The 25289-nt window shown below is 54.5% G+C and carries 20 protein-coding genes; 7 read left to right on the top strand and 13 right to left on the bottom strand.

The annotated features are described in order from the left end of the window. Positions 1-96: 96 nt before the first annotated feature. Entirely contained in the window at positions 97-726 is a 630-nt protein-coding gene (locus CDH48_RS11045) for a LysE family translocator (protein WP_100688784.1), read from the bottom strand. 135 nt (positions 727-861) lie between these two features. Between CDH48_RS11045 and CDH48_RS11040 the strand changes: the two genes are divergently transcribed. Continuing rightward, positions 862-1668, top strand: coding sequence for an alpha/beta fold hydrolase (locus tag CDH48_RS11040; RefSeq protein WP_100688783.1), 807 nt, complete (start codon positions 862-864; stop codon positions 1666-1668). Between the two features lie 108 nt (positions 1669-1776). Beyond that, positions 1777-2091, top strand: a complete 315-nt coding sequence (locus tag CDH48_RS11035; RefSeq protein WP_100688782.1) for a high-potential iron-sulfur protein — start codon at positions 1777-1779, stop codon at positions 2089-2091. A gap of 157 nt (positions 2092-2248) precedes the next feature. Here the strand turns inward: CDH48_RS11035 and CDH48_RS11030 are convergent, their stop codons facing one another. From CDH48_RS11030 to dctP, 4 genes are all read right to left on the bottom strand, one after another. After that, positions 2249-3520 carry a hydroxymethylglutaryl-CoA reductase, degradative gene (locus CDH48_RS11030; protein WP_100688781.1) on the bottom strand — a complete coding sequence of 424 codons (1272 nt, stop codon included), beginning with the start codon at positions 3518-3520 and terminating at the stop codon, positions 2249-2251. A gap of 25 nt (positions 3521-3545) precedes the next feature. Beyond that, entirely contained in the window at positions 3546-4868 is a 1323-nt protein-coding gene (locus CDH48_RS11025) for a TRAP transporter large permease (protein WP_100688780.1), read from the bottom strand. Beyond that, positions 4865-5341 (bottom strand): TRAP transporter small permease subunit, encoded by a 477-nt coding sequence (locus CDH48_RS11020; RefSeq protein ID WP_198515492.1) that lies wholly within the window; start codon positions 5339-5341, stop codon positions 4865-4867. Before CDH48_RS11020 ends, CDH48_RS11025 begins: the two co-directional genes overlap by 4 nt. A 112-nt stretch (positions 5342-5453) precedes the next feature. Beyond that, a complete protein-coding gene (dctP, locus tag CDH48_RS11015) occupies positions 5454-6497 on the bottom strand; it encodes a TRAP transporter substrate-binding protein DctP (protein ID WP_100688840.1) in 1044 nt (347 codons plus the stop codon). Between the two features lie 199 nt (positions 6498-6696). Between dctP and CDH48_RS11010 the strand changes: the two genes are divergently transcribed. Further along, positions 6697-8073, top strand: a complete 1377-nt coding sequence (locus CDH48_RS11010; RefSeq protein WP_198515491.1) for an aminotransferase-like domain-containing protein — start codon at positions 6697-6699, stop codon at positions 8071-8073. A 6-nt stretch (positions 8074-8079) separates the two neighbouring features. Here CDH48_RS11010 and CDH48_RS11005 read toward each other — a convergent pair whose 3' ends face one another. After that, positions 8080-8697 carry an ATP-dependent zinc protease family protein gene (locus tag CDH48_RS11005; RefSeq protein WP_100688778.1) on the bottom strand — a complete coding sequence of 206 codons (618 nt, stop codon included), beginning with the start codon at positions 8695-8697 and terminating at the stop codon, positions 8080-8082. Further along, positions 8694-9269, bottom strand: coding sequence for an acyl carrier protein phosphodiesterase (locus tag CDH48_RS11000; RefSeq protein WP_100688777.1), 576 nt, complete (start codon positions 9267-9269; stop codon positions 8694-8696). Before CDH48_RS11000 ends, CDH48_RS11005 begins: the two co-directional genes overlap by 4 nt. Positions 9270-9515: 246 nt before the next feature. Between CDH48_RS11000 and CDH48_RS10995 the strand changes: the two genes are divergently transcribed. Further along, positions 9516-10928 (top strand): TrkH family potassium uptake protein, encoded by a 1413-nt coding sequence (locus tag CDH48_RS10995; protein WP_100688838.1) that lies wholly within the window; start codon positions 9516-9518, stop codon positions 10926-10928. Here CDH48_RS10995 and glgP (CDH48_RS10990) read toward each other — a convergent pair. The 5 genes from glgP (CDH48_RS10990) to glgC form a co-directional block, all read right to left on the bottom strand. Beyond that, a complete protein-coding gene (glgP, locus tag CDH48_RS10990; protein WP_100688776.1) occupies positions 10925-13465 on the bottom strand; it encodes an alpha-glucan family phosphorylase in 2541 nt (846 codons plus the stop codon). The genes CDH48_RS10995 and glgP (CDH48_RS10990) overlap by 4 nt on opposite strands. Positions 13466-13500: 35 nt before the next feature. Next, positions 13501-13857, bottom strand: a complete 357-nt coding sequence (locus CDH48_RS10985) for a PilZ domain-containing protein (RefSeq protein WP_100688775.1) — start codon at positions 13855-13857, stop codon at positions 13501-13503. A 103-nt stretch (positions 13858-13960) separates the two neighbouring features. Further along, positions 13961-15451, bottom strand: coding sequence for a 4-alpha-glucanotransferase (gene malQ, locus CDH48_RS10980; RefSeq protein WP_100688774.1), 1491 nt, complete (start codon positions 15449-15451; stop codon positions 13961-13963). After that, positions 15448-17190: a glycoside hydrolase family 57 protein gene (locus CDH48_RS10975; protein ID WP_100688773.1), complete on the bottom strand. Its 1743-nt coding sequence runs from the start codon at positions 17188-17190 to the stop codon at positions 15448-15450. The genes malQ and CDH48_RS10975 overlap by 4 nt, the downstream gene beginning before the upstream one ends. Beyond that, positions 17180-18445 (bottom strand): glucose-1-phosphate adenylyltransferase, encoded by a 1266-nt coding sequence (glgC, locus tag CDH48_RS10970; RefSeq protein WP_100688772.1) that lies wholly within the window; start codon positions 18443-18445, stop codon positions 17180-17182. The genes CDH48_RS10975 and glgC overlap by 11 nt, the downstream gene beginning before the upstream one ends. A 195-nt stretch (positions 18446-18640) precedes the next feature. Here glgC and glgB point away from each other — a divergent pair, with 195 nt between their 5' ends. Genes glgB through glgP (CDH48_RS10955) form a run of 3 tightly spaced genes read left to right on the top strand, consistent with a single transcriptional unit; the run spans position 18641 to position 24609 of the window. Beyond that, positions 18641-20554, top strand: coding sequence for a 1,4-alpha-glucan branching protein GlgB (glgB, locus tag CDH48_RS10965; RefSeq protein WP_100688771.1), 1914 nt, complete (start codon positions 18641-18643; stop codon positions 20552-20554). Continuing rightward, positions 20551-22011: a glycogen synthase GlgA gene (gene glgA / locus CDH48_RS10960; RefSeq protein WP_100688770.1), complete on the top strand. Its 1461-nt coding sequence runs from the start codon at positions 20551-20553 to the stop codon at positions 22009-22011. The genes glgB and glgA overlap by 4 nt, the downstream gene beginning before the upstream one ends. Before the next feature lie 36 nt (positions 22012-22047). Then, entirely contained in the window at positions 22048-24609 is a 2562-nt protein-coding gene (glgP, locus tag CDH48_RS10955) for an alpha-glucan family phosphorylase (RefSeq protein ID WP_227521053.1), read from the top strand. A 20-nt stretch (positions 24610-24629) separates the two neighbouring features. Here glgP (CDH48_RS10955) and CDH48_RS10950 read toward each other — a convergent pair whose 3' ends face one another. After that, positions 24630-25289, bottom strand: coding sequence for an alpha/beta hydrolase (locus CDH48_RS10950; protein ID WP_100688768.1), 660 nt, complete (start codon positions 25287-25289; stop codon positions 24630-24632).

The raw sequence follows: 25289 nt of genomic DNA, 5'->3' as shown, positions 1-25289 counted from the left end.
AGGCCCAAGCCTGATGCAAATCAGGCTTGTGTATCAGAATCTTACCAACAGGATTTAATTTCCTGTCTGGTAACTCGCCAGGCCAGAGACTCTAGCCTAGCCCAGCGCGAGCCAAACGCCTACCAGCATCATCAAACTACCTGATATACGGTTTGCAAGGCGCACACTGCCCCCTTTTCTCAATGCACGGCTCAGGGTTTTACCACCGTGGGCGTAAATCTGCAGGCAGATAAACTCCAGCGTGAGAATAATAATAACCAGTGCACTCAGTTGTGGCGCCATTGGCAGAGAGCTATCAATAAACGGCGGCAGCAGCACAACGAAAAATGCCCAGCCTTTGGGGTTGGCAATTGCCGTAATAAATCCCTGCGCGGCCAGCTGCCAGCGCGACGCAGTGTTGGGCGGTGTATTGTCTTCGGGCATGGCCATTTTCCCCCGGGAGCGCCACATCTGAACACCCAGCCAGATCAGATAAGCGCCGCCGGCATACTTGAACACGTCAAATGCCGCCGGATATCGCAGCATAAATGTTGCAACACCTATGGCCGAGGCTGCTGCAACGATTGCGACGCCGGCCAGTTCCCCGGCCATCATCCACATTGCTCTTCGCACTCCGATCGTGATACCCAGCGACAGTGCCAGAGTCATACACATGCCGGGTGTGATCGAGACGATAAAAAACGTCGGAATAAACGCTGATAACAGCGACGGGTTCAAAAAAGACACGCCAATGCACTCATAAATAAATCAGGGCTGGTTGTTCAGGAGAGCCCATAGTAATTCATCCAAACCTTCCATCCCAGCCAGTCCTGGACTATCTTGCTCCCTGATCCGCACACGCTCTGACAGGACTCAAAACCAATGCCTTCAATATCTGCACACGAACGCTACGTCACGACCTCTGCCGGTGAGCTCTATGTAAAGATCTGGGAGCCTGTTACAGCTTCCGATGCTGCAACAACTTCACCGATCGTTCTTTTCCATGATTCGCTTGGCAGCGTTGAGCTTTGGCGTGATTTCCCGGAGCAGCTGGCGCTTTCGGTCGACCGCCAGATCATCGCCTATGACCGGCCCGGTTTTGGGCGCTCGTACCCCCGCACGGACGTTCTGGAAGCGGATTTCATCATTAACGAAGCAACCGGACCATTCACTGCGATACGCAATGAACTTGGCATAGAAGATTTTATTGCCCTCGGGCACAGTGTTGGCGGAGCCATGGCGGCTGTGTGTGCCGCAACCTTTCCCGATGACTGCGTTGCGCTCATTACTGAAGCGGCTCAGGCGTTTGTTGAAGATCGTACGGTTCAGGGTATACGCAATGCAGGGCAGGTTTTCGCAGAGGAAGGCCAGCTCGATCGGCTAAAAAAATATCACGGGGCAAAGGCGGACTGGGTTTTGCGTGCCTGGACGGATACCTGGCTTTCGGAGGACTTTCAGCACTGGACCATGAACGAAACACTCGCACGCGTAACCTGCCCTGTTCTGGCAATTCATGGGGAGGACGACGAATATGGCTCGGAAGCCCACCCGGAACGTTATACGTCGCTGCCAGCCGGTCCGTGTGTGATGGAGTTGCTGAGAGAATGCGGGCATGTTCCGCACAGGGAAAAGCCGGAGGTGGTGACCGGGGTGATCAGAGAATTTATTACACGTTATACAGCTGTTTGAACTCCGATACATTCCGACATACCATTAATTCGCATGGCTATAATGCAGAGAGAGACTAATTAATGATCATCTGACTTAATTGTTTTACAGATAAATAAGGAGAAGATCATGACCGATCAAAGTCGTCGTAAATTCATGCGTCACAGTTTACTTGGTATTGCTGCATTGCCCTTCGGGGCGAGTGTTTTGTCCCAGCGGGTTTTCGCACAGGATCTCCCGCCGCTTGACCCGTCAAACGCTCAGGCAAAAGCACTGAATTACGTTCGCAACGCCGGGGAAGCCAGTGACCACCCTGCGTATGAAGCGGGCGAAAAGTGTTCGACTTGCAGGTTCTTCAACGAGGCCAATAATGGCTGCGCCCTGTTCCCGCAAAACAGTGTTGAGCCGGAGGGGTGGTGTTCGTCCTGGGCTGAGAAGGCCTGATTGCTGACATTCATAACCCGCAGCAGAACCCCGGGACAGGCGGTTATCAGATCCGATAGTTGAACGCTCTGTCCCGGATTCCCTGAAAATTTAGTACCAGAAAGCGTTACTTTAGTACCTTTCCCGACATTAGCCATGCTTTTTCAGGAAGGCCCGGCTAGCCGCGAAGCTTGTTCAGCAGGTCTTCAGCAATATCCACCCTCACCTTTCCCAATTTAACCAGATCTTTTGCCACCGTTTCGACTTCAGCGCCAATCGCACCTGCCATCACTGCGATGTTCTTGGCATGCAAGGCCATGTGGCCTTTCTGGATTCCGGTGGTCGCCAGGGCTTTCAGGGCAGAAAAATTCTGTGCCAGGCCAACAGCAGCGATGGTGCGGGCCAACTGATCAGCGCTTTTCACCGCCATAATATCCAGTGCAATGCGTGCAGTGGGGTGGGATTTTGTGGCGCCTCCTATCAGCCCCACCGGCATCGGCATTTCGATCATGCCTGTCAGGTTGCCATCCTGGTCTGCTTCCCAATGGGTCAATGATCGGTAGCGACCGGTTTGCGCCGCGTATGCGTGAGCGCCGGCTTCAACCGCCCGTGTGTCGTTACCCGTGGCCAGAACCACAGCACTTACGCCGTTCATAATACCTTTGTTGTGTGTTGCTGCACGATACGGGTCGATGTCTGCAAACTCGTAGGCGGCAAGCATGCCGTCACGTACCGACTCGCCGCCGATAGCATCGAGTGTCCAGGTCGCACGGGCTCGTGCCAGCCTGCGATCTGCGAGGTTCGAGAGAATGCGCAGGTAAGTCCGCCCACCGGTCCATTTTGCAATCAGTGGTGCTACGGCTTCTGCCATGGAGTTCACAGCATTGGCGCCCATGGCATCGCGGGTATCAACAATGAGATGGGTGATCACCATCGCGCCGGTGTGGCTGCCTTCCAAAACACGAACCTCTACATCACGAAACCCTCCGCCATACTTAAGCAGGACCGGATCGGTTTCGTCGCAAATCTGTTTGATTTCGGCTTTGTGCTCAAGAATCTGCAGGCGCGCAAACTCCGGGTTGGGCACATCCACCAGCTGCACCTGGGCGATCATCAGCGAGCCCGACATTGAGGTGATAAAGCCTCCGGAATCCCGGCACTGGCGCGCCGCGTTACAGACTGCGGCGACCACCGATGACTCTTCCGTGGCCATTGGAATCAACGTGTCCTGCTTATCCACAATCATGTTAGTTGCAACGCCAATGGGGATGTTCATGGTGCCGATTGCATTCTCAATCATTGAATCTGCAACCTCGGCAGCCAGGTTACCGGTGTTGCCCATATGGTCGGAAACATCGGGGTTCAGACCGGCCACTTCGATCACTTTCTCCAGGCGCTCGGTCATGGTGAGGTTGTGAAATCCGGAAATACGTGAACTTGAGGTAGACATGGAATCAATCTCCGCGATCAAAGAGTCAGGAAACCAGGCGCTGGGCCAGCCGATCGGGCAGCCAGGTCACCAGGTCCGGGAACAACATGAACAAAATCAGCGCCATTATCTGCAGCACGAGAAACGGCAGGATTGCGCGATACACGGTCTCCATTCCTATACCTGGCGGCAGTACGCCTTTGATGTAGAAAAGGGTGTAGCCGAATGGTGGCGTTATGTACGCCATCTGTGCGGTGATCAGGAACAGCACGCCAAACCACACCGGATCAAAGCCAAATGCAGCGATGATTGGCATAAACACCGGCACACACAGCAGAATGATGCCGATCTCATCCAGGAACAGGCCCAGAAGAACGAGAATGCCCATCATCGAAAGCACCACCAGCCAGCGGTTAAGTTCCAGGTTTTCGATAAACATCAGCAGTGAATCGGCGCCACCGGTTCCGGTGAAGATCGAGACAAAAATCTTGGCGCCGATGGTAATCCACATAATCATTGTTGTTACGCGGAGCGTGTCCATGGCGGCATCACTGAGATTTGCCATGGTGAACTGGCCCTGCAGCATTGCCGACAACATGGCACCCACTACGCCAACCGCTGCGGCTTCCGTCGGTGTGGCGATTCCCGCGTAGATGCTGCCCAGAACACTGAACACGATCAGAGTCGGCAGGAACAGAGACTTCAGTGACCGGAACATCTCGAGCCAGCTTACTGTGATATTGTCCGGAGCCGGCGCGAGGCTGGGTCTGAGCATGGTCCGGATCACTACATAGCTCACGTAAAGACCGGACAACACCATGCCCGGCACAATTCCGGCTGCAAACATTTTACCTACGGAGATTTGGGCCGTAGCAGCGTAAACGATGGTAATGATGGAGGGAGGAATCAGAATACCCAGAGTGCCACCGGCACAGATGACACCCAGTGCCAGCTTCTCGTCGTAGCCACGACGCAGCATGGACGGAAGTGCAAGAATCCCCATGGCAGCTACCGCAGCCCCAACGATGCCGGTCATGGCGGCCATCACGGTGCAAATTGCGATGGTCCCGACCGCAAGGCCACCGGGCAGGCGCCGGAACCAGTGTTCCATCGCCTTGTACAGGGCCTCGATAATTCCCGAACGCTGAAGAATACTGGCCATCAACACATAAAGAGGGATTGCCAGCAACACATCAGATGTCATGACGTCGTAGGTCTGCAAAACTGTCAGCACCAGCGCGTCCAGGCCCCATAATAAAATGGTGAACAACACGGCAAGTGAGATCAGCACAAAGGCCAGGGGCATCCCGCTCAACAACAGGAGCAGGAGCGACAAAAACATGGCGGAGAAAACAAGTGTGGAGCTCATACCCCTGCCTCTTCCCGACCGCTGATACGCTGAATTGCATGAACCAGCTCCGCGATGGACTGAAGCAACAGCAGGCTGAATGCCACCGGAATCAGCGTTTTTACGGGCCAGACAGCCGGGTTCCAGGAAGAAAACGAGGTTTCCCCGGAATCGATGGAGTTTTGAGCTATCGGAATACTTTGATAGACAAGTATGCAACTGATCAGCACGATCACGGCGTAAATGCCCGTATCGGCGATCGCCGCTAAGCGTGGCGAGAATTTGCTGTAGAGAATGTCGACGTTCACATGACCGGCGGTGTGCAGAAAATACGGCCCCGCAAGAAGAAAGTATGGGCCAAGCAGTAGCGTTGAAAGCTCCAGGGCCCAGACCGTAGGCGCATTGAAAAAATAACGGGCCACAACCTCATAGGAAATCACGGCGACCATTATGAAAACCAGCGACGATGCGGCAATGGCCAGCCATCGGTTCACTCGCGTAATTGTTCGGCAGTAACCGTCAAGAATACACATCACAAGGAAGCCTCAAATGGGAGAGCATCAGCCCGGCAGGCCCGGGCTGATCAAAGAACACCTGTCGGGAGCCTTACTCAATAAGGCCAAGCTCCTTCATGAAGTCGATCTGGCTTTGCAGTACCTTGTTGGCGAGTTCATCATCGCCTGCAGCTTCCTGCCACGCCTCCATGGCGGTTGGCCGGGCTCGGGCTATGACAGCCGGATCAAGGTGGATAACCTCTACGCCCTGCTCCTGGAACTTTTTCAGCGCTATCGCATCCTGCGCGATAATGTGCTGTCGCAGTGAACCCGAGATTTCCCGTGCAGACACTTCAAGAGCCGCTTTGTAGGAGTCTGGGAGCTTGTCGTAGGCTTTCTGGTTTGCCACATAGCTGGTCGCGGTCGTCGGCTGGTGGAAACCAGGCACAATGACGTACTTGGCAACTTCTCCCAGGCCTGCTTCCAGGTTGGCAGTCAGGTCACCCCGGTCGGCAAAATCGATCACGCCCTTTTCCAGCGCCTGGTATACCTCAGCCGTCGGCAGTGGCGTAACGGAAACACCGAATTTGCTCATAACCGTGCTGGCAAGTCCGACAAAGCGCCCTTTCTTGCCTTTTACATCCTCAGGCTTGTTTATTGGGAACTTCGAGTGAATCGGCTCCTGACCATAAACGGTTGGCGCAATGTAGAAGAGACCAGCCTGGGCATAGGCTTCCCGTGCAAATTCAAGTCCGCCTTTCTCGTAGAACCAGGCTTCATACTGATCCGATTCCGGGAAACCAAAAGGAATGGTACTTGTGAAAGCAAATGTCGGGATAGCGCCCGCCTTGTATCCATCGAAGGTCTTCATCATCTCGAAGGCACCACCACGAACCGCTTCAAATGCCTGAGCAGAGGGTACCAACTGTCCGCCGCCGAACAGCCGGATGGTAAACTTGCCGTCTGTGAGCTGGGAAACCCGCTCTACAAACTTTTTCTCATATTCGTAGGGTGTGGTGCCTGCATCCCAAAGGGCTTGCATGCGCCAGTTGACAGTAGGCTGCTCCGCAGCAACCGTCACCCCTGAAACGAGCGCCGCCGCAGCTATAAAGCCGCTTATGGTACGCCGGATGCAACCACTAGCCTTAGGTTTCATGTGCAGTTTCATCTCTTTCTCCATCATTGTTTTTATGTGCTCTTCGACGTTGTCCGTCAAAAACTCCACCGCATTATTTTGTTAGTACTCCCTGTACAAGCTAGGCCAGGCAATTAGAATCAACAAGGGACAGTTAGCTGGTGTGTACCACGGACTGTACCAGCCCAATAGCTGGTACACTTTTGAGGTTGATATAAACGTGAGCATTTCTCGCGCACAACAAATTGCAAACAGCCTGATTGAGCAAATTGAGTCAGGCCGATTACTTCCAGGTGCCCGTTTGCCTTCCATACGGGTAGCGGCAGAAGGCCATGGAGTTTCCAAAAACACCGTTACCGACGCCTACGACCGGTTGGTGGCAACCGGCTACATTCACCCTCGCCGCGGCTCCGGGTTTTATGTGCAGTCAGCGAGCCCTGCCCCTTCTATCTCCCGTTCCGAGCATGTGATTGAGGCGGTGGATGTGGTGTCGTTGTTGCGGGAGCAGCTGAATCAGCACTACGAGGTACGTGCCGGCGACGGGCGGTTACCCGCGACCTGGATGGAAAGTTCGGAGATTGGCAGATACCTTAAGCGAACCTCCAGCGCGACTGACTATTCTGATGATTTTGAATATGGCCGACCGCAAGGCCTTGAGGTAATACGGGAAGATGTAGCCCGCGCATTAAACGAGCGATCAATCAGTACCAGTCCGGATCAGGTATTAATGACCTTTGGTGCGAATCACGCTCTGGATCTGATTGTTCGGCATTTTGTGCAGGCAGGCGACGCGGTTCTTGTCGAAACCCCTGGCTACTACCCCATGTTCAGTAAGCTCAAGCTCCAGAAAGCGAAAGTGGTGGGTGTGAACCGACAATCGGACGGGCCGGATCTGGATATGCTGGAAGAGAAAATTCGTAGCCACAGGCCCAAACTGTTTTTCGTTCAGCCGATGGCCCATAACCCAACCGGAACCTCCATGTCGCTGCAAAAGATGCACCGGCTGCTGACGTTGGCGGAAAAGTACGACTTGGTGATCATCGAAGATGATCCGTTCGCTGATATCTTACCCAAAGCGACACCACACCTGGCGTCACTGGATGCCCTGAACCGTGTTATCTACGTGGGTACCTTCTCGAAAACCCTGTCGGCAAGCCTGCGCTGTGGCTATGTTGCGGCAAGTCCGGAGCTTATCGCATCGCTGACGGACATCAAAATGCTGACGGTAGTGAGCAGTTCCGGTATTACCGAGCGTCTGGTACATGAAATGATTGTTCGCGGGCGTTATCGCCGGCATCTGAAACGTCTCAGAGACAGGGTTGCAAATGCCAGTATGGACGCAGTGTCTGCCCTGCACGGCATAGGGCTGGATCGAGTGGAAAGCCCCACCGGGGGCTATTACATCTGGTGTCCATTACCGGAGGGTGTTGATTCCATGAACCTGACCGTTCAGGCAGCACGGCAAGGCATATTCCTTGCCCCGAGCCGCCTGTTTGAACTGACCAGTAATGTTGGAAATGAGGCCCTGCGGGTCAATATTGCCCACGCCAATAACCATAAATTCCTGAGCTTTATGAAAGAGGCGTTGGTTTTTTAACCTGAATCAGGTTGTTTCATCAGCCTTGATTATTTTTGCCTGATGCTGCTCAACCAGTTCTTCCAGGCTCATGTATTCGCATTCCTTGCTGGCAATAAAGCTGTCGGCGGAGTCGATCAGTATGTTGTCATCGCTCATGAACCGGCGACCGAGTAGTACCGGGTAGGAAAAGTTGCCGCGATCCGTCAGTGAGAACTGGGTTGTATGGCTGCTTCCTGCAATGCAGAAATCCATCATAACTACGTACCGCCTCTGGGATGGCGCGCCTTTGCGCTTTATCAGCACAGTGCGCTCGACCGGTCTTTCAAGTTCAAGAATGACTTCTTCGTGGTCAATGTCACCTTCCGCAGGATGATCCTTGTGATCTGCCAGCGGAATCTGGAATCTGACCCATTTCTGATCGTCCTTTTCAAACTCTTCGACGTTCACGGCATGCAATGAAGAGGTTTTCGCGCCGGTATCCAGCCGCGCTTTCAGCCTCAGACCTGTGTCGTTCATCACAACCCATTCCACGAAGCCCAGTGTTTCGGGAACCGGAGCGTCTGTTTGGGGTTCTGTTTCTGCACTTGCCCCTGCAGGCAAAACCAGTGCAGCGATGAGAGACAGCGGGATCAGAAACTTCATTCAATTTCTCCTGCAAACTTTTGTAAATCCGGAAAAAACGATAAGAAATGCTCTTCCAGTTCTGAGTGGATTGGTCGTATTTCGTCAATAATGCCAGCAAAGGAATTCCGGAAGCGTATACGTGCGGCTACCCTGTCCAGGGCATAACCAACGTTATCCAGGTCCCGATAGGATCCAAACCAGTCGTGGGACACCATGTGCCGCGTTGTTCTGCTCATGTCCGGTGACATCAGGTTTTCGTTATCCATCAGCTCTGCGTAAACCGAATTAATAAACATGTCCTGGTCGGCATCAGTGAACTCGTACCAGTGGCGCAAAAGAAAATGGTCATACAGGATATCCAGCGCCACACCCGCAAACCGGCGGCGCGCACCGGAAAACAAACGTTTGCTGGCCAGAACGTTCGGGTGTTTGTCTGTGTAGCTGTCCACCGCCAGGTGATGACGCACTCCAAGTCTCACGGGGTCCGGGAGCGCAGCCACATCTATGCTCCGCGTAAAATCACCAAGAATGCTACCTACCCGCGCTTCAGGCGAGTCGGGAGCAAGAAACAGGTGGGCAAGATGGTTCAACGCTACGTTCCCGGGTTGATTGACTGGTTGTTAAAAGGAGACTGCATTAAACCGCACGGTTTTTCCATATCCAAAGGCCTGAATAGCGGGTTGCTGACGATGTTTTAATACCGGGTTAATAAAGCTGCAGGCCGTCTGTTACCTTGCGGATGACTTCCCCCGCAGGTATTCTGACGCCTCTCTCGGTTCAGCTGGTTCGGGCATCCATTGAGAAACCTCTATCCTGTTGTTTTCATTGTCAGCCTCATGTTTGTGCTGTTGAGCATATTCATGACGCTACCGGTATTTTTACTGCTCGGCTCGGAAGCGCCGAATGCAGCATCATTTGTGGAGTCTGCCTCCATTGTATTTGGCATTGGCATGCTGGGTATAGCTTCCACATATCGCCAACCGCGGGACCTGAAACCACGGTACATGTTTGTCCTTACTGTGTCGTCCTGGTTTATTATCGCCCTGCTCTCCTCCCTTCCTTTTTATCTCAGTGACGATGGCATTTCTGCCGCGGATGCCTTCTTCGAAGGGGCCTCGGGTATTACCACCACAGGAGCAACGGTATTCAGTGGTCTCGATACCATGGACAGAGACCTGCTTCTCTGGCGTTCAATTCTGCAGTGGATAGGTGGCATCGGAATAATCGGCATGTTCGTGGCCGTGCTGCCATTTCTTCGCGTTGGTGGTATGCGGCTGTTCGCAACTGAGTCTTCCGAGTGGACAGACAAGGCCCTTCCAAGAATGAAGACCCTCAGCCGCGGCCTTTTGTTTGTTTACCTTGCCTTTTCAACTATCGCTGTAATCACATACTGGTTGTCGGGCATGACGCTGTTCGATGCGTTCAACCATGGTCTGACCAGCATAGCCACCGGAGGTTTTTCCACATCGGATCTGAGCATGGGTAAGTTCAACAACCTGATCCTTGTGGAAGCGTCGTTTTTCATGATGATCGGCAGCCTGCCCTTCTTCCTCTTTGTAAGGGAACTCCATGGCCAGCGCGGGGTGTTATTCAGGGATCAGCAGGTCAGGCTGTTTCTGACCATTTTGCTTGTTGTGCCAGCGCTTTTAACGCTTTACCGCTGGGCCGTCTCTCCGGTTCCGTTTGATCCATTCCACAATTACATCGCCACCCTGTTCAACGTCACGTCTGTTGTGACCACAACCGGTTACGCCTCGGAGGATTACTCAGCCTGGGGTCCCCTGGCCTTCGTGTTGTTTTTCTTTCTGATGTTTATCGGGGGCTGCTCCGGTTCGACCTCCGGGGGCATGAAGATTTTCCGGTTCCAGCTCTCCCTGATCATACTGCGGGAACAGATGATCCGGTTGCTGCACCCCCGCGCGGTACTTACCCGCAATTATAACGGCCGGGCCGTCAGTGACGATATCATTGCTTCGATGATCGCCTATACCTTTATCTTCCTTCTGTGCATGTTGCTGATCACCGTGGCTCTTGCCGCCATGCAGCTGGATTTCGTGACCTCTTTGACCGGTGCTCTTACCGCCTTGACCAACGTCGGGCCAGGTCTCGGGGATATTATTGGCCCTGCAGGTAATTTTGGCCCATTGCCTGATGCTGCCAAATGGATCCTGGCGGTGGGCATGCTGATGGGGCGCCTGGAAATCCTGAGTGTAGTGATCGTGTTCTCGCCAGCTTTCTGGCGCAGCTAGTTCAGCCAGGCGATTGACGGGTTCTCCATGGGCAGGCTGAGGCGTTGGTCTTTCAGGCGGAGACGAGGCGTGTAGTGCCCTTCCGGCCTGGCAGGCACCGCACATTGGTAGACAAACCCATGACTGGATCCACTGAGCGCGTACTTCATCGCCATTTCTGTAACGGTTCTTGGGCCGTATTCCGATTCCTCAGCCACCAGTTCGACCCCAATCCGGTGTTCGGCGACACCATCCAGGTACACATCGACGGTGTAGGTTTGCATGCCTTCCGATTCATCCATGTTTACCGCTCTGAACCGGAGTTTGGGCCAGTGCTGGTCGATCTCCCAGTATTCCCGAACGAGCCCGGCTGCAACTTCCGGGGTGCGTTGCTGGCCCAGAGCCACCATAGGCAGATAGAACGCATCGATGTATTCCCGCACCATCCGGTTAGCGGAATATGCCGCTGTTAATTGGTCCATGCTTGCGCGAATACGTTTCAGCCATGCGCGGGGTAACCCATCCTGATCTGCCTGGTAAAACTCCGGGATAACCTCATGCTCCAGAATCTCATAGAGCTCAAGAGCGTCATCTTCATCGTACCTGTCGGAGTTCTCGAGTTCGTCAAAGGATGCACCGGGGCGGATGGCCCAACCCACGTCGCTGCTCCAGGCTTCAGCCCACCAGCCATCATGTTGCGAGAGGTTCAGGCCTCCGTTTACCAGCACTTTCATTCCACTGGTGCCGCAGGCCTCCCAGGGGTGTCTCGGGCAATTCAGCCAAACGTCAACACCCTGCACTAGCTGGGTGGCAATGCCGAGGTCGTAGTCTTCTACAAAAATAACCTTGCCCTGTGCTTCAGGCCGACGTGAAAACTGCTTCCAGCGTTTGATCAGTTGCTTGCCACGCTCATCGTAGGGGTGGGCCTTGCCTGCAAGCACGATTTGTAACGGGCGGTCCCGGTTATCGAGCATCCTGACCAGCCGTTCCTCATGTTTCAGAAGCAGATCCGGGCGTTTATAGTCAGTAAAGCGTCGGGCAAAACCCAGGGTCAGGGTTTCGTTATCCAGCAGCAACCCGCAAGCTGCGGCTTGATCTTTAACGGCGCCGTGGACCGTATCCTGCCGGCAATGCTGGCTGGCCAACCGTTTCCGAAGATAGTGGATAAGCCGGGTGCGTTGCGCCAGACGCATAGCCCAGAGATCCGCATCCGGAATGTCTGCCATTGGGCAGGTATGCAGCAGCGGGCGCCGCCAACGATCTTTACCGCAGGCCCGGGTCCAGATAGCGTCGGATTCCGGCGAATCCCAGCTCGGGGTATGAATCCCGTTGGTCACGTACCCTGCCGGTATGTCATCCGCCGGCCAGCGCGGGAAAAACGGTTGAAGAATAGCTTTTGTAACCTCCTGATGGATTCGGCTGACGCCGTTTACCCGTCCACTCATGTTCAGGGCAAGCCACGCCATATTCAGAGGCCCGTTACCGGTTGCTTCAGCGCTGGAACCATTCTGCTTTCCCAGCTGTAACAGTCGCTCAGGTGTTAACTGGCTACCCCTGAGCCAGGGCTCCACATACAGCTTTATCAGGGAATCGGTAAACACATCGAACCCTGCAGCCACGGATGTGTGTGTAGTAAACAGGTTCGTTGGCCGGTTGGCAGTGCGTGCGGTTTCAAAATCAGTCTGATGATCAATTTGCCAGCTTAACGCACGCTCAATGAGTGCGAATGCACAATGGCCCTCGTTCAGGTGGCAGATTGTCGGTTCAATGTTGAGCTGTCGGAGCAGGCGCCAGCCTCCGATGCCGAGAACCATTTCCTGTTGTAAGCGCTTCTCCGGATCGCCATTATACAGTTCGCTGGTGATTCCACGGTCTCCGGGTTCGTTGCGTGGGTCGTTACTGTCGAGCAATAGTAACTGGCAGCGTCCGACCTGTGCTTTCCAGGCCCGCAACCGAATGTCCCGCCCGGGAAAGGGCACTGTTATCCGCAACCACTGTCCATCCTCACCCGCAAGTGGTGAAACCGGCAGCATGGTTGGGTCGTTGTAGGGGTAAAATTCGAGCTGATCACCCTCGGTGTTTATGGCCTGGCGAAAGTAACCCTGCTGGTAAAGCAGGCCAACAGCAATAACTGGCACGCCCAGGTCACTGGAAGCTTTCAGAAAATCGCCTGCCAATACCCCGAGCCCCCCGCTGTATAACGGCAAACATTCACTGAGGCCGTATTCCATGCAGAAATAGGCAACACCGCTTTTGAGGCTTCCGGGGCAAGACTTTGAATACCAGGTTTCAGCATGAATAAAGGCATCGTGAGCCCGGACCTGCTCCTGGTAATGCCTCAGAAAGCCCGGGTCCTCGGCAAGTTCTGCCATACGTTCGGCAGAAACGCTGTTGAGTACCAGCCATGCATTGTGTGTACTGTCCCAGGTTTCCGCATCGAGGGCGCGCCAGAGCACATCACCGCCGTGGTGCCAGCTCCAGCGAAGATCAAGTGCAAGTGAAATGAGACCGGCCAGTGACTCTGGCAAAGATCGCGGTGTATAGGCAGCCAGGGTCACGAGCCGAATCCTGTATGAGGTTTAAATGAATGCCACTATGCCCGCCTGAGGGAGGGGAAATAGTGGCTGGCTATTCGTTGCTCGCTGAGCCAGCGCACAAGCTTTGAGATTGTGAGGGCATCACGGTTGGTTTCACCAAAATCCACGCCCAAACCTTCATCCGCCATGCGAACAACATGTGCTTTGATACGACAAAGTTGCTTGTCCGGGTTTCCCGGAAACCGGAATTCAACCTCCAGCATCTGGTTTAACTGAATGTCGTTATAATCCGTATTGATGAACAACCCCTGTTTCGAGGCGTCTTTGATGCGCCCTGTTGCAACAGGCATTCCCCGCCTGTAAATCAGGAGTTTCAGTTCACCCGGTATACGCTTGCTGAGCCGGTGTTCCATGTCTAGCCTCCCCTTGACACAGAAGAAGATCGTGAATTGTTCTTTTAGTATCCACAACTGCCGGGTGTTACGTTTTGATTGTGGTCAAAATGTGAACAGGGAGTCAAATTAATCGGCGATAGAATGAGAGCAGATCCCGTATTCTGGTCGCCAGTTCTGCCGATAACAGCATTTGGTCCAACTGCCACACCCAGTTATTGGTGAGTGTGCCAGGCGTATTGAACCGGGCCTCAGTCCCCAGTGCCAACAGGTCCTGCATCGGGATAATGGCCAGCGTGCTTACTGAGTCAAAGGCTGCCCGGATAACTGGCCAGGGCATATCGTCGCCATAGTGTTCCAGGCATTGAGCGACATAATGTCGCATGTGTTCATCCAGGCTCAGGTACCACCCCAGAGTTGTATCGTTATCATGGGTGCCGGTGTAGACCAGATTCCGGGGTTGATGGTTTTTCAGAAGATGCGGGTTGTTGGGGCTGCCATCAAACCCAAACTGTATGACCGTCATGCCGGGAAGGTTGAACCGTTGCCTGAGTTGTTCCACGTCGTCACTGATGACGCCGAGATTCTCTGCAACCAGGGGTAACCCGGGAAATCGCCTGAAACAGGCTTCAAGAAATGCATCTGCAGGACCTGGCACCCAATAGCCGTTCCGGGGTTCGGGCCGGTCGGCAGGAATTTCCCAGTAGGCCTGCAACCCCCGGAAATGATCAATCCTGACCAGATCAAACTGTTGTTTCTGGCTGCCCAGTCTTTCAAGCCACCACTGGTAACCGTCTCTCGCCATGGCGTCCCAATCATAGAGCGGGTTGCCCCAGTGCTGGCCTTCAGAGCAGAAGTAATCCGGTGGCACACCCGCCACCACGGTTGATCGCCCCTCATTGTCGAGCTTGAACAGATCACGATTCGCCCAGACATCGGCACTGTTATGGGCAACAAAAATAGGAATGTCTCCAAACAGCAGCACGTTTCGCGCACGCGCATACTCGCGTAGTTTTTGCCATTGATGGTGAAACAAATACTGTTCAAACCGGATTCGGCGCAGGGGCGCATGATGGTGATCTGCAAAATCCCGCAGTGCATGCGGGTCTCTTTCCCTGAGTTCCGGTGGCCACTCAAGCCAGTCGGTTCCCGGATGGGATTCCCTGATGGCACAGAACAGGCAAAAATCATTTAGCCAATAGTCGTTTGCTTTGCAGAACCGATCGTATTCGCAATGGGTCAGTTCAATTTGGCCTGTGAGTTCACCATCGAAAAAACGCTGGCTCGCAAGGTCGAAAATATGCCGGCGGGCTTGCGAGCCGCTCACGCCGGAAAGCTCATCGGAAGTAACCAGGTCGGCAGGGAGCAGTTCCGCCAGATCGATGAAGTTCGTGTTTCCGGCATGGGCACTGAGGGACTGATAAGGCGAAAGATCGTCGTGGGTCGGGCCGGTCGGCAGGGTCTGCCAAACCTGCATACCACTGCGGGAAAGAAAATCAATAAAATGGCGGGCACTGGCGCCCAGCACGCCCCAGCGGCCCTGCAGGCACGTGGGGTGCAACAGAACGCCGGCTCGCCGCTGGAGAAACAGATCGCCCCCCATCGCCGGGGTCATGGTGTTGCGTCCTTGTCATGCCCTCGTCGCATGGTACTTCTTTCAGCGGCTACTTTATTGGCGGCAATCTCCTGGCTCAGTGGCTGAAAGACCGAATCGGGCACTGGGTATCCGATCAGGTTATACAGATTGACAAGGTGACGTCGGTAAAGGTGTTCAAAATCACGGACAATCGGTGCCGGATTATAATCTCCGAACCACCAGAACCAGTCGGACCCCTCGCAGAGGGCCAACTGCCGCCTGGCGGCTTCTGCTTGGTCGGGACTGAGTGTATTGCTGTCTATCGCCCGGTCAAAGTGGATTTTTGCCTCGCACAATAAATCCCAGGCCCGGTTTTTGTCCGGGTCGCCGATCCAGGTAGAGAAGGTGCCGTAAATCCAGCTTCCCGCAACCAGGTGCGGCAACTTCACCGGCTCGGCCAATGGTTGATTGACCAGGTCCTTATAGGTAGTGAGCTCAAACCGGGGATGGTTTGTCAGCACCCGGTAAAGTTCGTCTAAAAAATGAAACCCGTTCTCGGGGTAGTATTCCCACGCATTTTCGCCGTCCATTATGATTGAGATCACTGTTCCTGGCTTGCCGGATCCGGCGATGTTTTCCATGTGACCAACAAGATCCGCAACAGCATCCTCGGCGTGCCAGTCCGAATAGGTGAAGCCGATCAGATCGGAAAGCGCATCATCCCGGAAAAAAACAGTGGTGTCGGACTCTCCGAAAGTATAAGGCTGATGAAGACTGCCCTCTCCATTCATATCGTCTCCGTCGCCGGAATCGACAGCAGCATGCCCCAGGCTGTTGCGAAGCACGGAATCCCCGCTGCCGGTCCAGCGAAAACCGTGGCGGTGGAGAAAACCGAGGGTGGCCTGGCTCAAGCCGCCCTCCGATGCCCAGCAACCAACCGGTTCCACGTCAAAAAAGCGCCCGAAAACAGTTTTTGCATGGTGGAGTTGCCAGTCAACCTGCTGCTCGGCACCAGGGTAACTGGCGTGGACCGGCAGCGTGATCTCAGGCAAAGCCTCTCGCGCCGATTCCGGATCAAGGAGCAATGGAATCATGGCATGGCTGTAAGGGCTCACTGAAAGTTCTATTTGCCCGTCACGTCCGAGTTTGCGGTATCTGGGGCCAATGCTTGAGAGTATCCCGAAGATCTCATTCAGCAGGGCCTTCCGGTCTTCCATTGTAAATTTCTGGCCCTTCTCTTGCAGGCTTTGAATCAGCTGGTTTTCACGGCGGATGGTTTCGCCCATCCATCCCAGGTGATACCAGACCAGTAGGTCTGCCAGGAAGTCGTTGTCAATATAGGGTTGCAGATTGGTTGTTGTGCGGTACAGCTTCGCCAGTTCCGCCAGCCTGGCATACGCGGGAAAGCGCTGGATGATGCGCTCAGGGTTGGCTTTAAGGCATTTTTCCATAAGATCCAGAAAACCGGGTGTTCCTGCCTCCGGCAGCGTTTGCGAAACCAGTGCTGCCAGCACTGGGTCGCCGATTTTTCCCTGACCATGCCGCCACTGCTCGATTTGCAGGATGTAGGTCTCAATCTGCTCCAGCAGTGTCGGTGCAAAGTTTACGACAACTCGCGCGCCTGGCTGGCGTTCAAGGTGGGCGACCATGTCGCTGTAATCCTTGATGCCATGGAGATACACCCAGGGGAACAGGAATTCCCCGGTGCACGAGTCCTGATAGCTTGGCTGGTGCATATGCCAGCACAGAACCACGGGTGTCTTGAGTTCAGAGTCCATGGGGATAATCCTGTCCAAGCATTTCCGGGGTAACCAGAACTATGCCGGTTGGTGAAACGTGGAACCGGCGCCGATCTTCTGCTTCATCAAAACCGATTCGAGTGTTATCCGGGATACTGCAGCCCCGGTCAAGCACCGCGTTGCGGATCTCGCAGTGGCGACCAATCTCCACATCCGGGAAGATAACAGTATCTGATATGTTACTGTAAGAGTGCACGATAACCTTCGAAAAAAGAAGGGAATGTCGTACCAGGGAGCCGGCCACAATACAGCCACCCGCCACCATCGAATCCACGGCTGTACCACGGCGATTGTCATCATCGAAAACGAATTTGGCGGGGGGTAACTGCTCCTGATAGGTCCAGATTGGCCAATTTGAATCATAGAGGTTGAGTTCGGGGCTCACACCGATCAGTTCAAGATTTGCTCGCCACAACGCATCAATAGTTCCAACATCGCGCCAATAGGCCGGCTTATCCTGTATCGGGTCACGAAATGGAAAGGCCATAACCCGAAGACGCCTGATGACCGACGGGATGATATCCTTGCCAAAATCGTGGGATGAGCCGTCTGCCAGCTCATGATCCTTAATCAGTTCATCAAACAAAGCCTGAGCACTGAATACATAAATACCCATGGACGCAAGCGCTGTGCCCGGTTTACCAGGCATGGGCTGGGGGTGGTCGGGTTTTTCGACAAACTCTGTGATGCGCAGTTCGTCATCAACAGACATAACCCCGAATGCGCTGGCCTCTGCAATGGGCACTTCAATACAGCCAACGGTGATGTCAGCCCCGCTCTCAACGTGCGCGGCAAGCATGGTGCCATAGTCCATCTTGTAAACATGATCACCGGCAAGAATCAGGATGTATTCGGGCCGATGGCTGCGAATGATGTCGAGATTCTGCAATACAGCGTCGGCCGTACCCTCGTACCATGAGGTTTCGATCCGCTGCTGTGCTGGAAGCAGCTCTACAAACTCTTCCATCTCGCCACGAAGAAAGCCCCAGCCGCGCTGGATATGACGCATCAGCGAATGGGACTTATACTGTGTAATCACGCCCACTTGGCTGATGCCCGAGTTAATGCAGTTCGACAGTGGAAAATCGATGATCCGGAATTTTCCACCAAAGGGAACGGCCGGCTTTGCGCGCCATTTGGTAAGGTCATGGAGCCTGGAGCCCCGTCCTCCGGCAAGAACCAGTGCGAGAGTGTTCCGGGTCAGCCGGCTGACATAACGTTTGGCCGTGTGCATAGCTGTTCTCCCTGAAAACCCAGAGGTTTCTTGTATGTTTTTGTGCTGCGTAATCAAAGAATTCCGCGCCAACTTCGACTACCCTAACAATATTAGATCACTATCACGAAATCGCAGTGTCAAATTCGAACGGGTTATTTAAACGGGGCGAATATTGCCCAACTGAACCTGTCTCTCAGGGAGTCTGTGTGATTTATGCAAAGCCCCACCGTCAGCAACTTTGATCTTCAGCTTTTTGGCGAAGGCCGTCATTGGCACATATACAACGTGTTGGGAGCCCAACCTTGCAAGCTGGGCGATATTAACGGCGTCGGATTTGCTGTCTGGGCACCTCACGCCAGGGGCGTGAGTGTGGTGGGTGACTTCAATCAATGGCAAATCGGAAGCAACAACATGATTCCCCATGAAGGAACGGGGGTCTGGTCACTGTTTGTTCCGGAACTGCAACCAGGTGCGCTCTACAAATTCTGTATTACCACGGCATCGGGCCAACATTTGCTGAAAAGCGACCCCTATGGCCAGCTATTTGAACAGCGTCCGTCAACTGCCTCGGTCGTGACAGAGCGTGGGAATTTCCGGTGGAGTGATGAAGACTGGCTCTCACGCAGGGGAAACTGGAACTGGCAGCAGTCGCCCATATCGATTTACGAGGTTCATGCGGCTTCCTGGCGCCATCATGGTTCAGGGCGCTGGTTGAACTACCGCGAGCTGGCCGAGCAACTGGTGCCCTATGTACTGGAAATGCAGTTCACGCACATCGAGTTATTGCCGGTAACCGAACATCCTCTTGATGAATCCTGGGGCTACCAGACCACCGGCTACTTTGCCCCTACCAGCCGGTTCGGATCGCCCGACGACCTGCGCTACCTGATCGATCTTTGCCACCGCCACAACATTGGCGTCATTCTGGATTGGGTGCCAGGCCATTTTCCTACTGACAGCCACGCCCTCGCCCGTTTTGATGGCTCGGCGCTTTACGAACATGAAGACCCACGCAAAGGTCAGCACCAGGATTGGGGCACACTGATTTACAATTACGGTCGCCATGAAGTGCGGAATTTTCTTATCGGCAGCGCCCTGTATTGGCTTGATGCTTTCCACATGGATGGATTGCGCGTGGATGCTGTGGCGTCAATGCTCTATCTCAATTATTCCCGCAAAGAGGGTGAATGGGTCCCCAATGCTTATGGCGGCCACGAAAACCTCGAAGCTATCGATTTTCTGCGCGAACTGAATCAGGTTTGCCAGAGCCGATACCCGGGGACCCTGATCTGTGCTGAAGAATCCACATCCTGGCCCGGCGTAACCCGGCCGCCGGAAATTGGCGGGCTCGGTTTCAATCTCAAATGGAACATGGGCTGGATGCACGACACGCTGGATTACCTTCAGCAGGACCCGGTTTACCGCCAGTATCACCACGACAAGCTCACCTTCGGCTTGATCTATGCCTTTTCGGAAAACTTCCTGTTGCCGCTTTCCCACGATGAAGTGGTGCACGGTAAAAGCAGCCTGATCAATAAAATGCCCGGTGACGAGTGGCAGCAGAGAGCCTCTTTAAGGCTGCTGTTCAGTTATCTCTACACCTATCCCGGCGCAAAACTCCTCTTCATGGGGGGGGAATTTGGTCAACGCCGTGAGTGGAGTGAGGCACGGGAACTGGACTGGGCATTACTGCAGTACCCGGAGCACCAGGGTATCAAGCGCCTGGTCCAGGACCTCAATGGCCTTTACCGCCAGGAAACATCCCTCCATGGTCAAAGCCACAGGCCTGAGGGCTTTGAATGGATCGACTGCCACGATTCGCCCCAGTCGGTAATCAGTTTTCTACGCCAGTCCCAGGGGCAGGTCCTGGTTGTGGTGGTCAACTTTACGCCCATTCCCCGGCACCACTACAGAATTGGCGTGCCATCAGGAGGTGTCTGGCGAGAGATATTCAACTCCGATTCCGAATACTACGGTGGCTCCAATCTCGGCAACCCATACCCGATTCAGGCCAGTGGCCAACCCTGGATGAATCGCGACTGGTCGATTGAGCTCACCTTGCCACCCCTGGGCGCTATTATACTCAACGAAACGGGAATGGCAGGAGCACGGGAGCCAGGGGCATGATCCGGATACTGTATGCAACCAGTGAGGTGTTTCCGCTGGTCAAAACCGGAGGCCTGGCCGATGTATCCGCAAGCCTGCCCGAAGCCCTCTGTCGCCTCGGATACGATGTGCACATTATTCTGCCCGGGTATCCCGCCGCCATGGAGGCGGCACGTAATGAAAGCGCTCTGTGCAAAGCCCGGCTTCAGATTGGGCATCATATTGTCAATCTTCTGCAAACCCGGCTGCCGGGCACTTCTGTAACCTTATGGCTGGTGGACTGCCCTGCTCTGTTTGATCGAGCTGGGAACCCGTATCAGAACAGCAAAGGTGAAGACTGGTGGGACAACGCCCAGCGTTTCGAGCTGTTTTGCCGGGTTGCAGCATTGATGGCACTGGGCCAGGCAGATATTTCCTGGGTGCCGGATATCGTGCATTGTAATGATTGGCAAACCGGTCTGATTCCGGTATTTCTGGAGCATCAGCAGAACCGGCCAGGCACGGTATTTACCATTCACAACCTCGCCTATCAGGGGCTGTTCCCGCAGGAAATCTTCCGCGCCCTCGGCCTGGCAGATTCTCTCTGGAACATGCATGAGCTGGAATTCCACGGCGAGATGTCCTTTATCAAAGGTGGCCTGGTGTTCGGCGACCGGATAACTACGGTAAGCCCCGGTTACGCCCGGGAAATCCAGACACCGGCATACGGCTGTGGGCTGGATGGACTGTTGAGGCACCGCCAGGACAAGCTATGCGGCATTCTTAACGGCATTGATACACGGTTGTGGAACCCCGAGGATGATGACTGCCTGGAATGCCACTACAGCATCGGGCAACTGAAAAACAAAGCCTATTGCAAAGCGAACCTGCAACAGCAGCTAGGCCTGAAACCAGTAAAAGCCCCCTTGCTGGGATTTATCGGGCGCATGGTGGAGCAGAAAGGGCTGGACTGGTTGGTGGCCGTTATGCCCCCGTTGCTGGAGCGGGGCTGTCAGTTCGCGCTTCTTGGTTCCGGAGACCGCCGCTATGAAGAGCCTTTAAAGACGCTGGCTCTGCAATGGCCAGAACAGGTGTCCCTGACTCTGGCCTATGACGAAGTTTTGTCACATCGCATTACTGCCGGATGTGATCTGTTCATGATGCCATCACGTTTCGAGCCCTGTGGTCTGAACCAGATGTACAGTTTGCGCTATGGCACATTGCCGGTGGTTCACGCCGTTGGCGGCCTGCGGGATACGGTCTTCGATTACGCCGATGAGGGGCCAGGCAAGGCAAACGGCTTTTGTTTCAAGGAGGCCACGGCGGCATCTTTTCTCGGGGCTATTGAACGGGCCCTGGATTGCCGGAAAAAACCGAAATCCTGGCGCCGGCTGCAGCACAATGGCATGTCTGGTGATTATTCATGGAAACACAGAGCACAAAGCTATGGTGATCTGTATCTCGGCATAATGGCTGAGAGAGCAACCGGGGCGAATTAACAAGCCACCTCAAGGTCGACAACTGCACACGAGGTAATGACCAATATGCATAAGGCCACTGAATTCCGCCTGGAAGCCCGGCCCAGAATTCCGGAAGTTCTGGAACGCCTGGATGAACTGGCAAATGATCTTTTTTACAGCTGGGATCCCGGTGTCCGTGGCCTTTTTGCCCGGATTGACCTTACCCTTTGGCAAAAAGTTGAGCACAACCCGAAGCTGTTTCTCCGGCGGGTTGCTCAGGAACGGATTAACGAAACAATCGAAAGCCGCGCCTTTCTTGCTGAATATCGTCGCGTGCTGAGCAGTTACGATGCGTATCTGGCGGCAGAGCCAGGCCCGGAAGTTACCGAGAAACTCAACCCTGAAACCTCACTTGTGGCCTACTTTTGTGCAGAGTTTGGCTTTCACGAGAGTTTTCCGATCTATTCCGGCGGCCTCGGAATCCTCGCCGGTGATCATTGTAAAGCTGCCAGCGACCTGGGCTTGCCCTTTGTTGCCATTGGCCTGCTGTATTGCCAAGGTTACTTTATTCAGAGTATCGGTGCCCAGGGCCAGCAGATTGCCAGGTATCAGTCCCACTCCAGTGATGAACTGCCAATCAGGCTGGCAGAGAAGGACGGCAAGGTGCTCCGGGTATCCGTTCCCTTCCCCGGTCGCAACATCGTTGCGCGAGTATGGGAGGCGCGGGTCGGGCATATTCGTCTCTACCTTCTTGATTCGGACACCGACGAAAACAATGCCGAGGACCGTAACCTGACGCACCGGCTCTACGGCGGGGATGAATCCACACGGATTTTCCAGGAAATGCTGCTGGGTATCGGCGGAGCCCGGGTGTTGCAGGCCCTTGACCTCCACCCTACGGCCTGGCACATCAACGAGGGGCACGCAGCCTTTCAGATACTCGAACGCTGCCGTCGGGTGATGGATGAGGGCCTGAGTTTTGAAGGGGCTCTGGAAGCGGTGGCCGGGTCCACTCTGTTTACCACGCATACACCGGTAGCTGCAGGCCATGATGTGTTCCCGCGCGAACTTGTTGAGCATGCACTGGGCGCCTGGCTGGAAGAGTCCGGTCTTGATTTCGACAAGGTCTTTGCAATGGGCATCAAGCCCGGCCAGGATGCTTTCAACATGACAAGCCTGGGCCTGCGCGGCTCCCGCTTCCACAATGGCGTCAGCCGTATTCATGGCAGCGTTGCCGCGAAAATGGAAGGTGATATCTGGCCCCAGATCCCACCTGATGAAAACCCGCTTGGCTACATCACCAACGGTGTGCATGTACCAACGTTCCTTGCACCGGAGTGGTCCAGCCTGTTCGATATTCAGGCGCCCAACTGGAAAAGTGAACTGAGAAATCCGGAATTCTGGGAATTCATTGAGCAAATCCCCGATTACCATTACTGGAGTGTGCACAAGGCTCTCAAAGAACAAATGAGTGACTTTGTGGTGCGCCGCCTAAAGCGCCAGCACAGCCGAAACGGCACCGGGCGTTCAGTAACAGAGCGAATGGCCAGGCAACTGACCACAACGGATAAAGATCCGCTGGTTATTGGTTTTGCCCGTCGCTTTGCCACATATAAGCGTGCAACGCTTATTTTTTCAGACCTCGAGCGCCTGGAGAAAATTCTGACCGATCCCGACCGCCCGGTGGTATTGATCTTTGCCGGTAAAGCTCACCCCAAGGACAGCCCCGGACAGCAACTTATAAAAGTAGTGCACGACCTGTCCATGCAACCTTCTCTGATGGGGCATTTGATATTGCTGGAGGATTACGACCAGGCTATGGCTCGCCGCTTGCTCAGTGGTGTGGACGTGTGGCTGAACACTCCGGAATACCCGAAGGAAGCCAGCGGTACATCCGGTGAGAAAGCGGCCCTTAATGGCGCGCTGAACCTCAGTGTTCTCGACGGCTGGTGGGGTGAAGGTTATAACGGCGAGAACGGTTGGGCGATAACGCCCCGCAATATCGATCTGGACCCGGAATTCCGCAATGTGGAAGAGGCTCGCGACCTTCTGGACCTGCTGGAATATGAGGTGGTTCCGCTGTATTACGCTCGGGCCTCGCAAGGTTATTCTGCCGGCTGGGTAAAGCGCTCCAAGGCTTCCATGAAAACCATCACCCCAAGATTTAACAGCGAACGCATGGTGATGGATTACGTCAGCAACTACTACCAACCAGCCACTCGTCAGGGCCGGCAGTTGATGGCCGACAACGGAAAGCTCGCTGCTGAACTTGCAGAGTGGAAAGCGCGGGTACGCGAAGCATGGCCGGAAGTTACACTGAATGTACAGGGCTGTGTGGAGAGCCAGTGCGCCTACGATGAGACCGTCGAATTAAGAGTTGAGGCCACACTTAATGGTTTGACTGCAGCCGATGTTCGGGTGGAGTGCCTGGTAACACCGGAATGCACCGGGACGCACAATGGCTTGGCGCCTAACTGTTTTTTGCTGGAAAAGGAGGACGATGAAGACGGCAAAACCGTATTCGCCACCCAGCTTCGCCCATCCTACCCGGGGCTGCAAACCCTGCGGTTAAGGATGTATCCCTACCACGAAGCTCTGACCCACCCGTTGGAAATGGGCGCCATGCTCTGGGTCTGAGCACGGCGGCTGGTAGCGAATCAGAGCACGTGCTTGCGAATGAAGCGCCCGATGTCCTGAATTTCCTCAAGGCACACGCTGTGTTCCATGGGGAAGGTCATGTAGTGCGGTTCGTAGCCCATTGACCTGAGTGTTTCCACGCTACGAACCCCAAGCGCTTCCGGAACCATGGGGTCAAAGGTTCCGTGGTACACATTGATCGGAATGCCCGCGTTGGCTTCCGAGGGCTGCACCGTTTTTGCAGTGGCAAAATAGGTAGAAAGTGCCAGGATACCCGCCAGCGTCTTTCGATAGCTCAGGCCAAGCTCATAGGCAACCGCCCCACCCTGGGAAAAGCCGGCAATAATAATATTCTCTGAGGGGATACCCCGCTCAATTTCCCGTTCAACCAGCTTGCCTACGGCCCGCGCCGAATCCATCAGCTGGCCAGTATCCACGATGCGGTCGATATCCATGGCTTTGATATCGTACCAGGCAGGCATGGTGACGCCGCCGTTGATGGTAACCGGTATATTGGGAGCGTGCGGGAAAATAAAACGAACGGCAGCGTCATCGGGCAAACCAAGTTCCGGCACTACAGGTTCGAAATCGTGGCCACTGGCACCGAGGCCATGCAGCCAGATAACAGCAGCTGTAGGGTTTGCCCGGGTTTCCAGTTCAATATATTGCAGGTCCTGCAC

The sequence above is a fragment of the Marinobacter aromaticivorans genome (genome assembly GCF_002806975.1).
GTDB classification, from domain to species: Bacteria; Pseudomonadota; Gammaproteobacteria; order Pseudomonadales; family Oleiphilaceae; genus Marinobacter; species Marinobacter aromaticivorans.
This window is presented reverse-complemented; position numbering and strand designations above follow the sequence as displayed.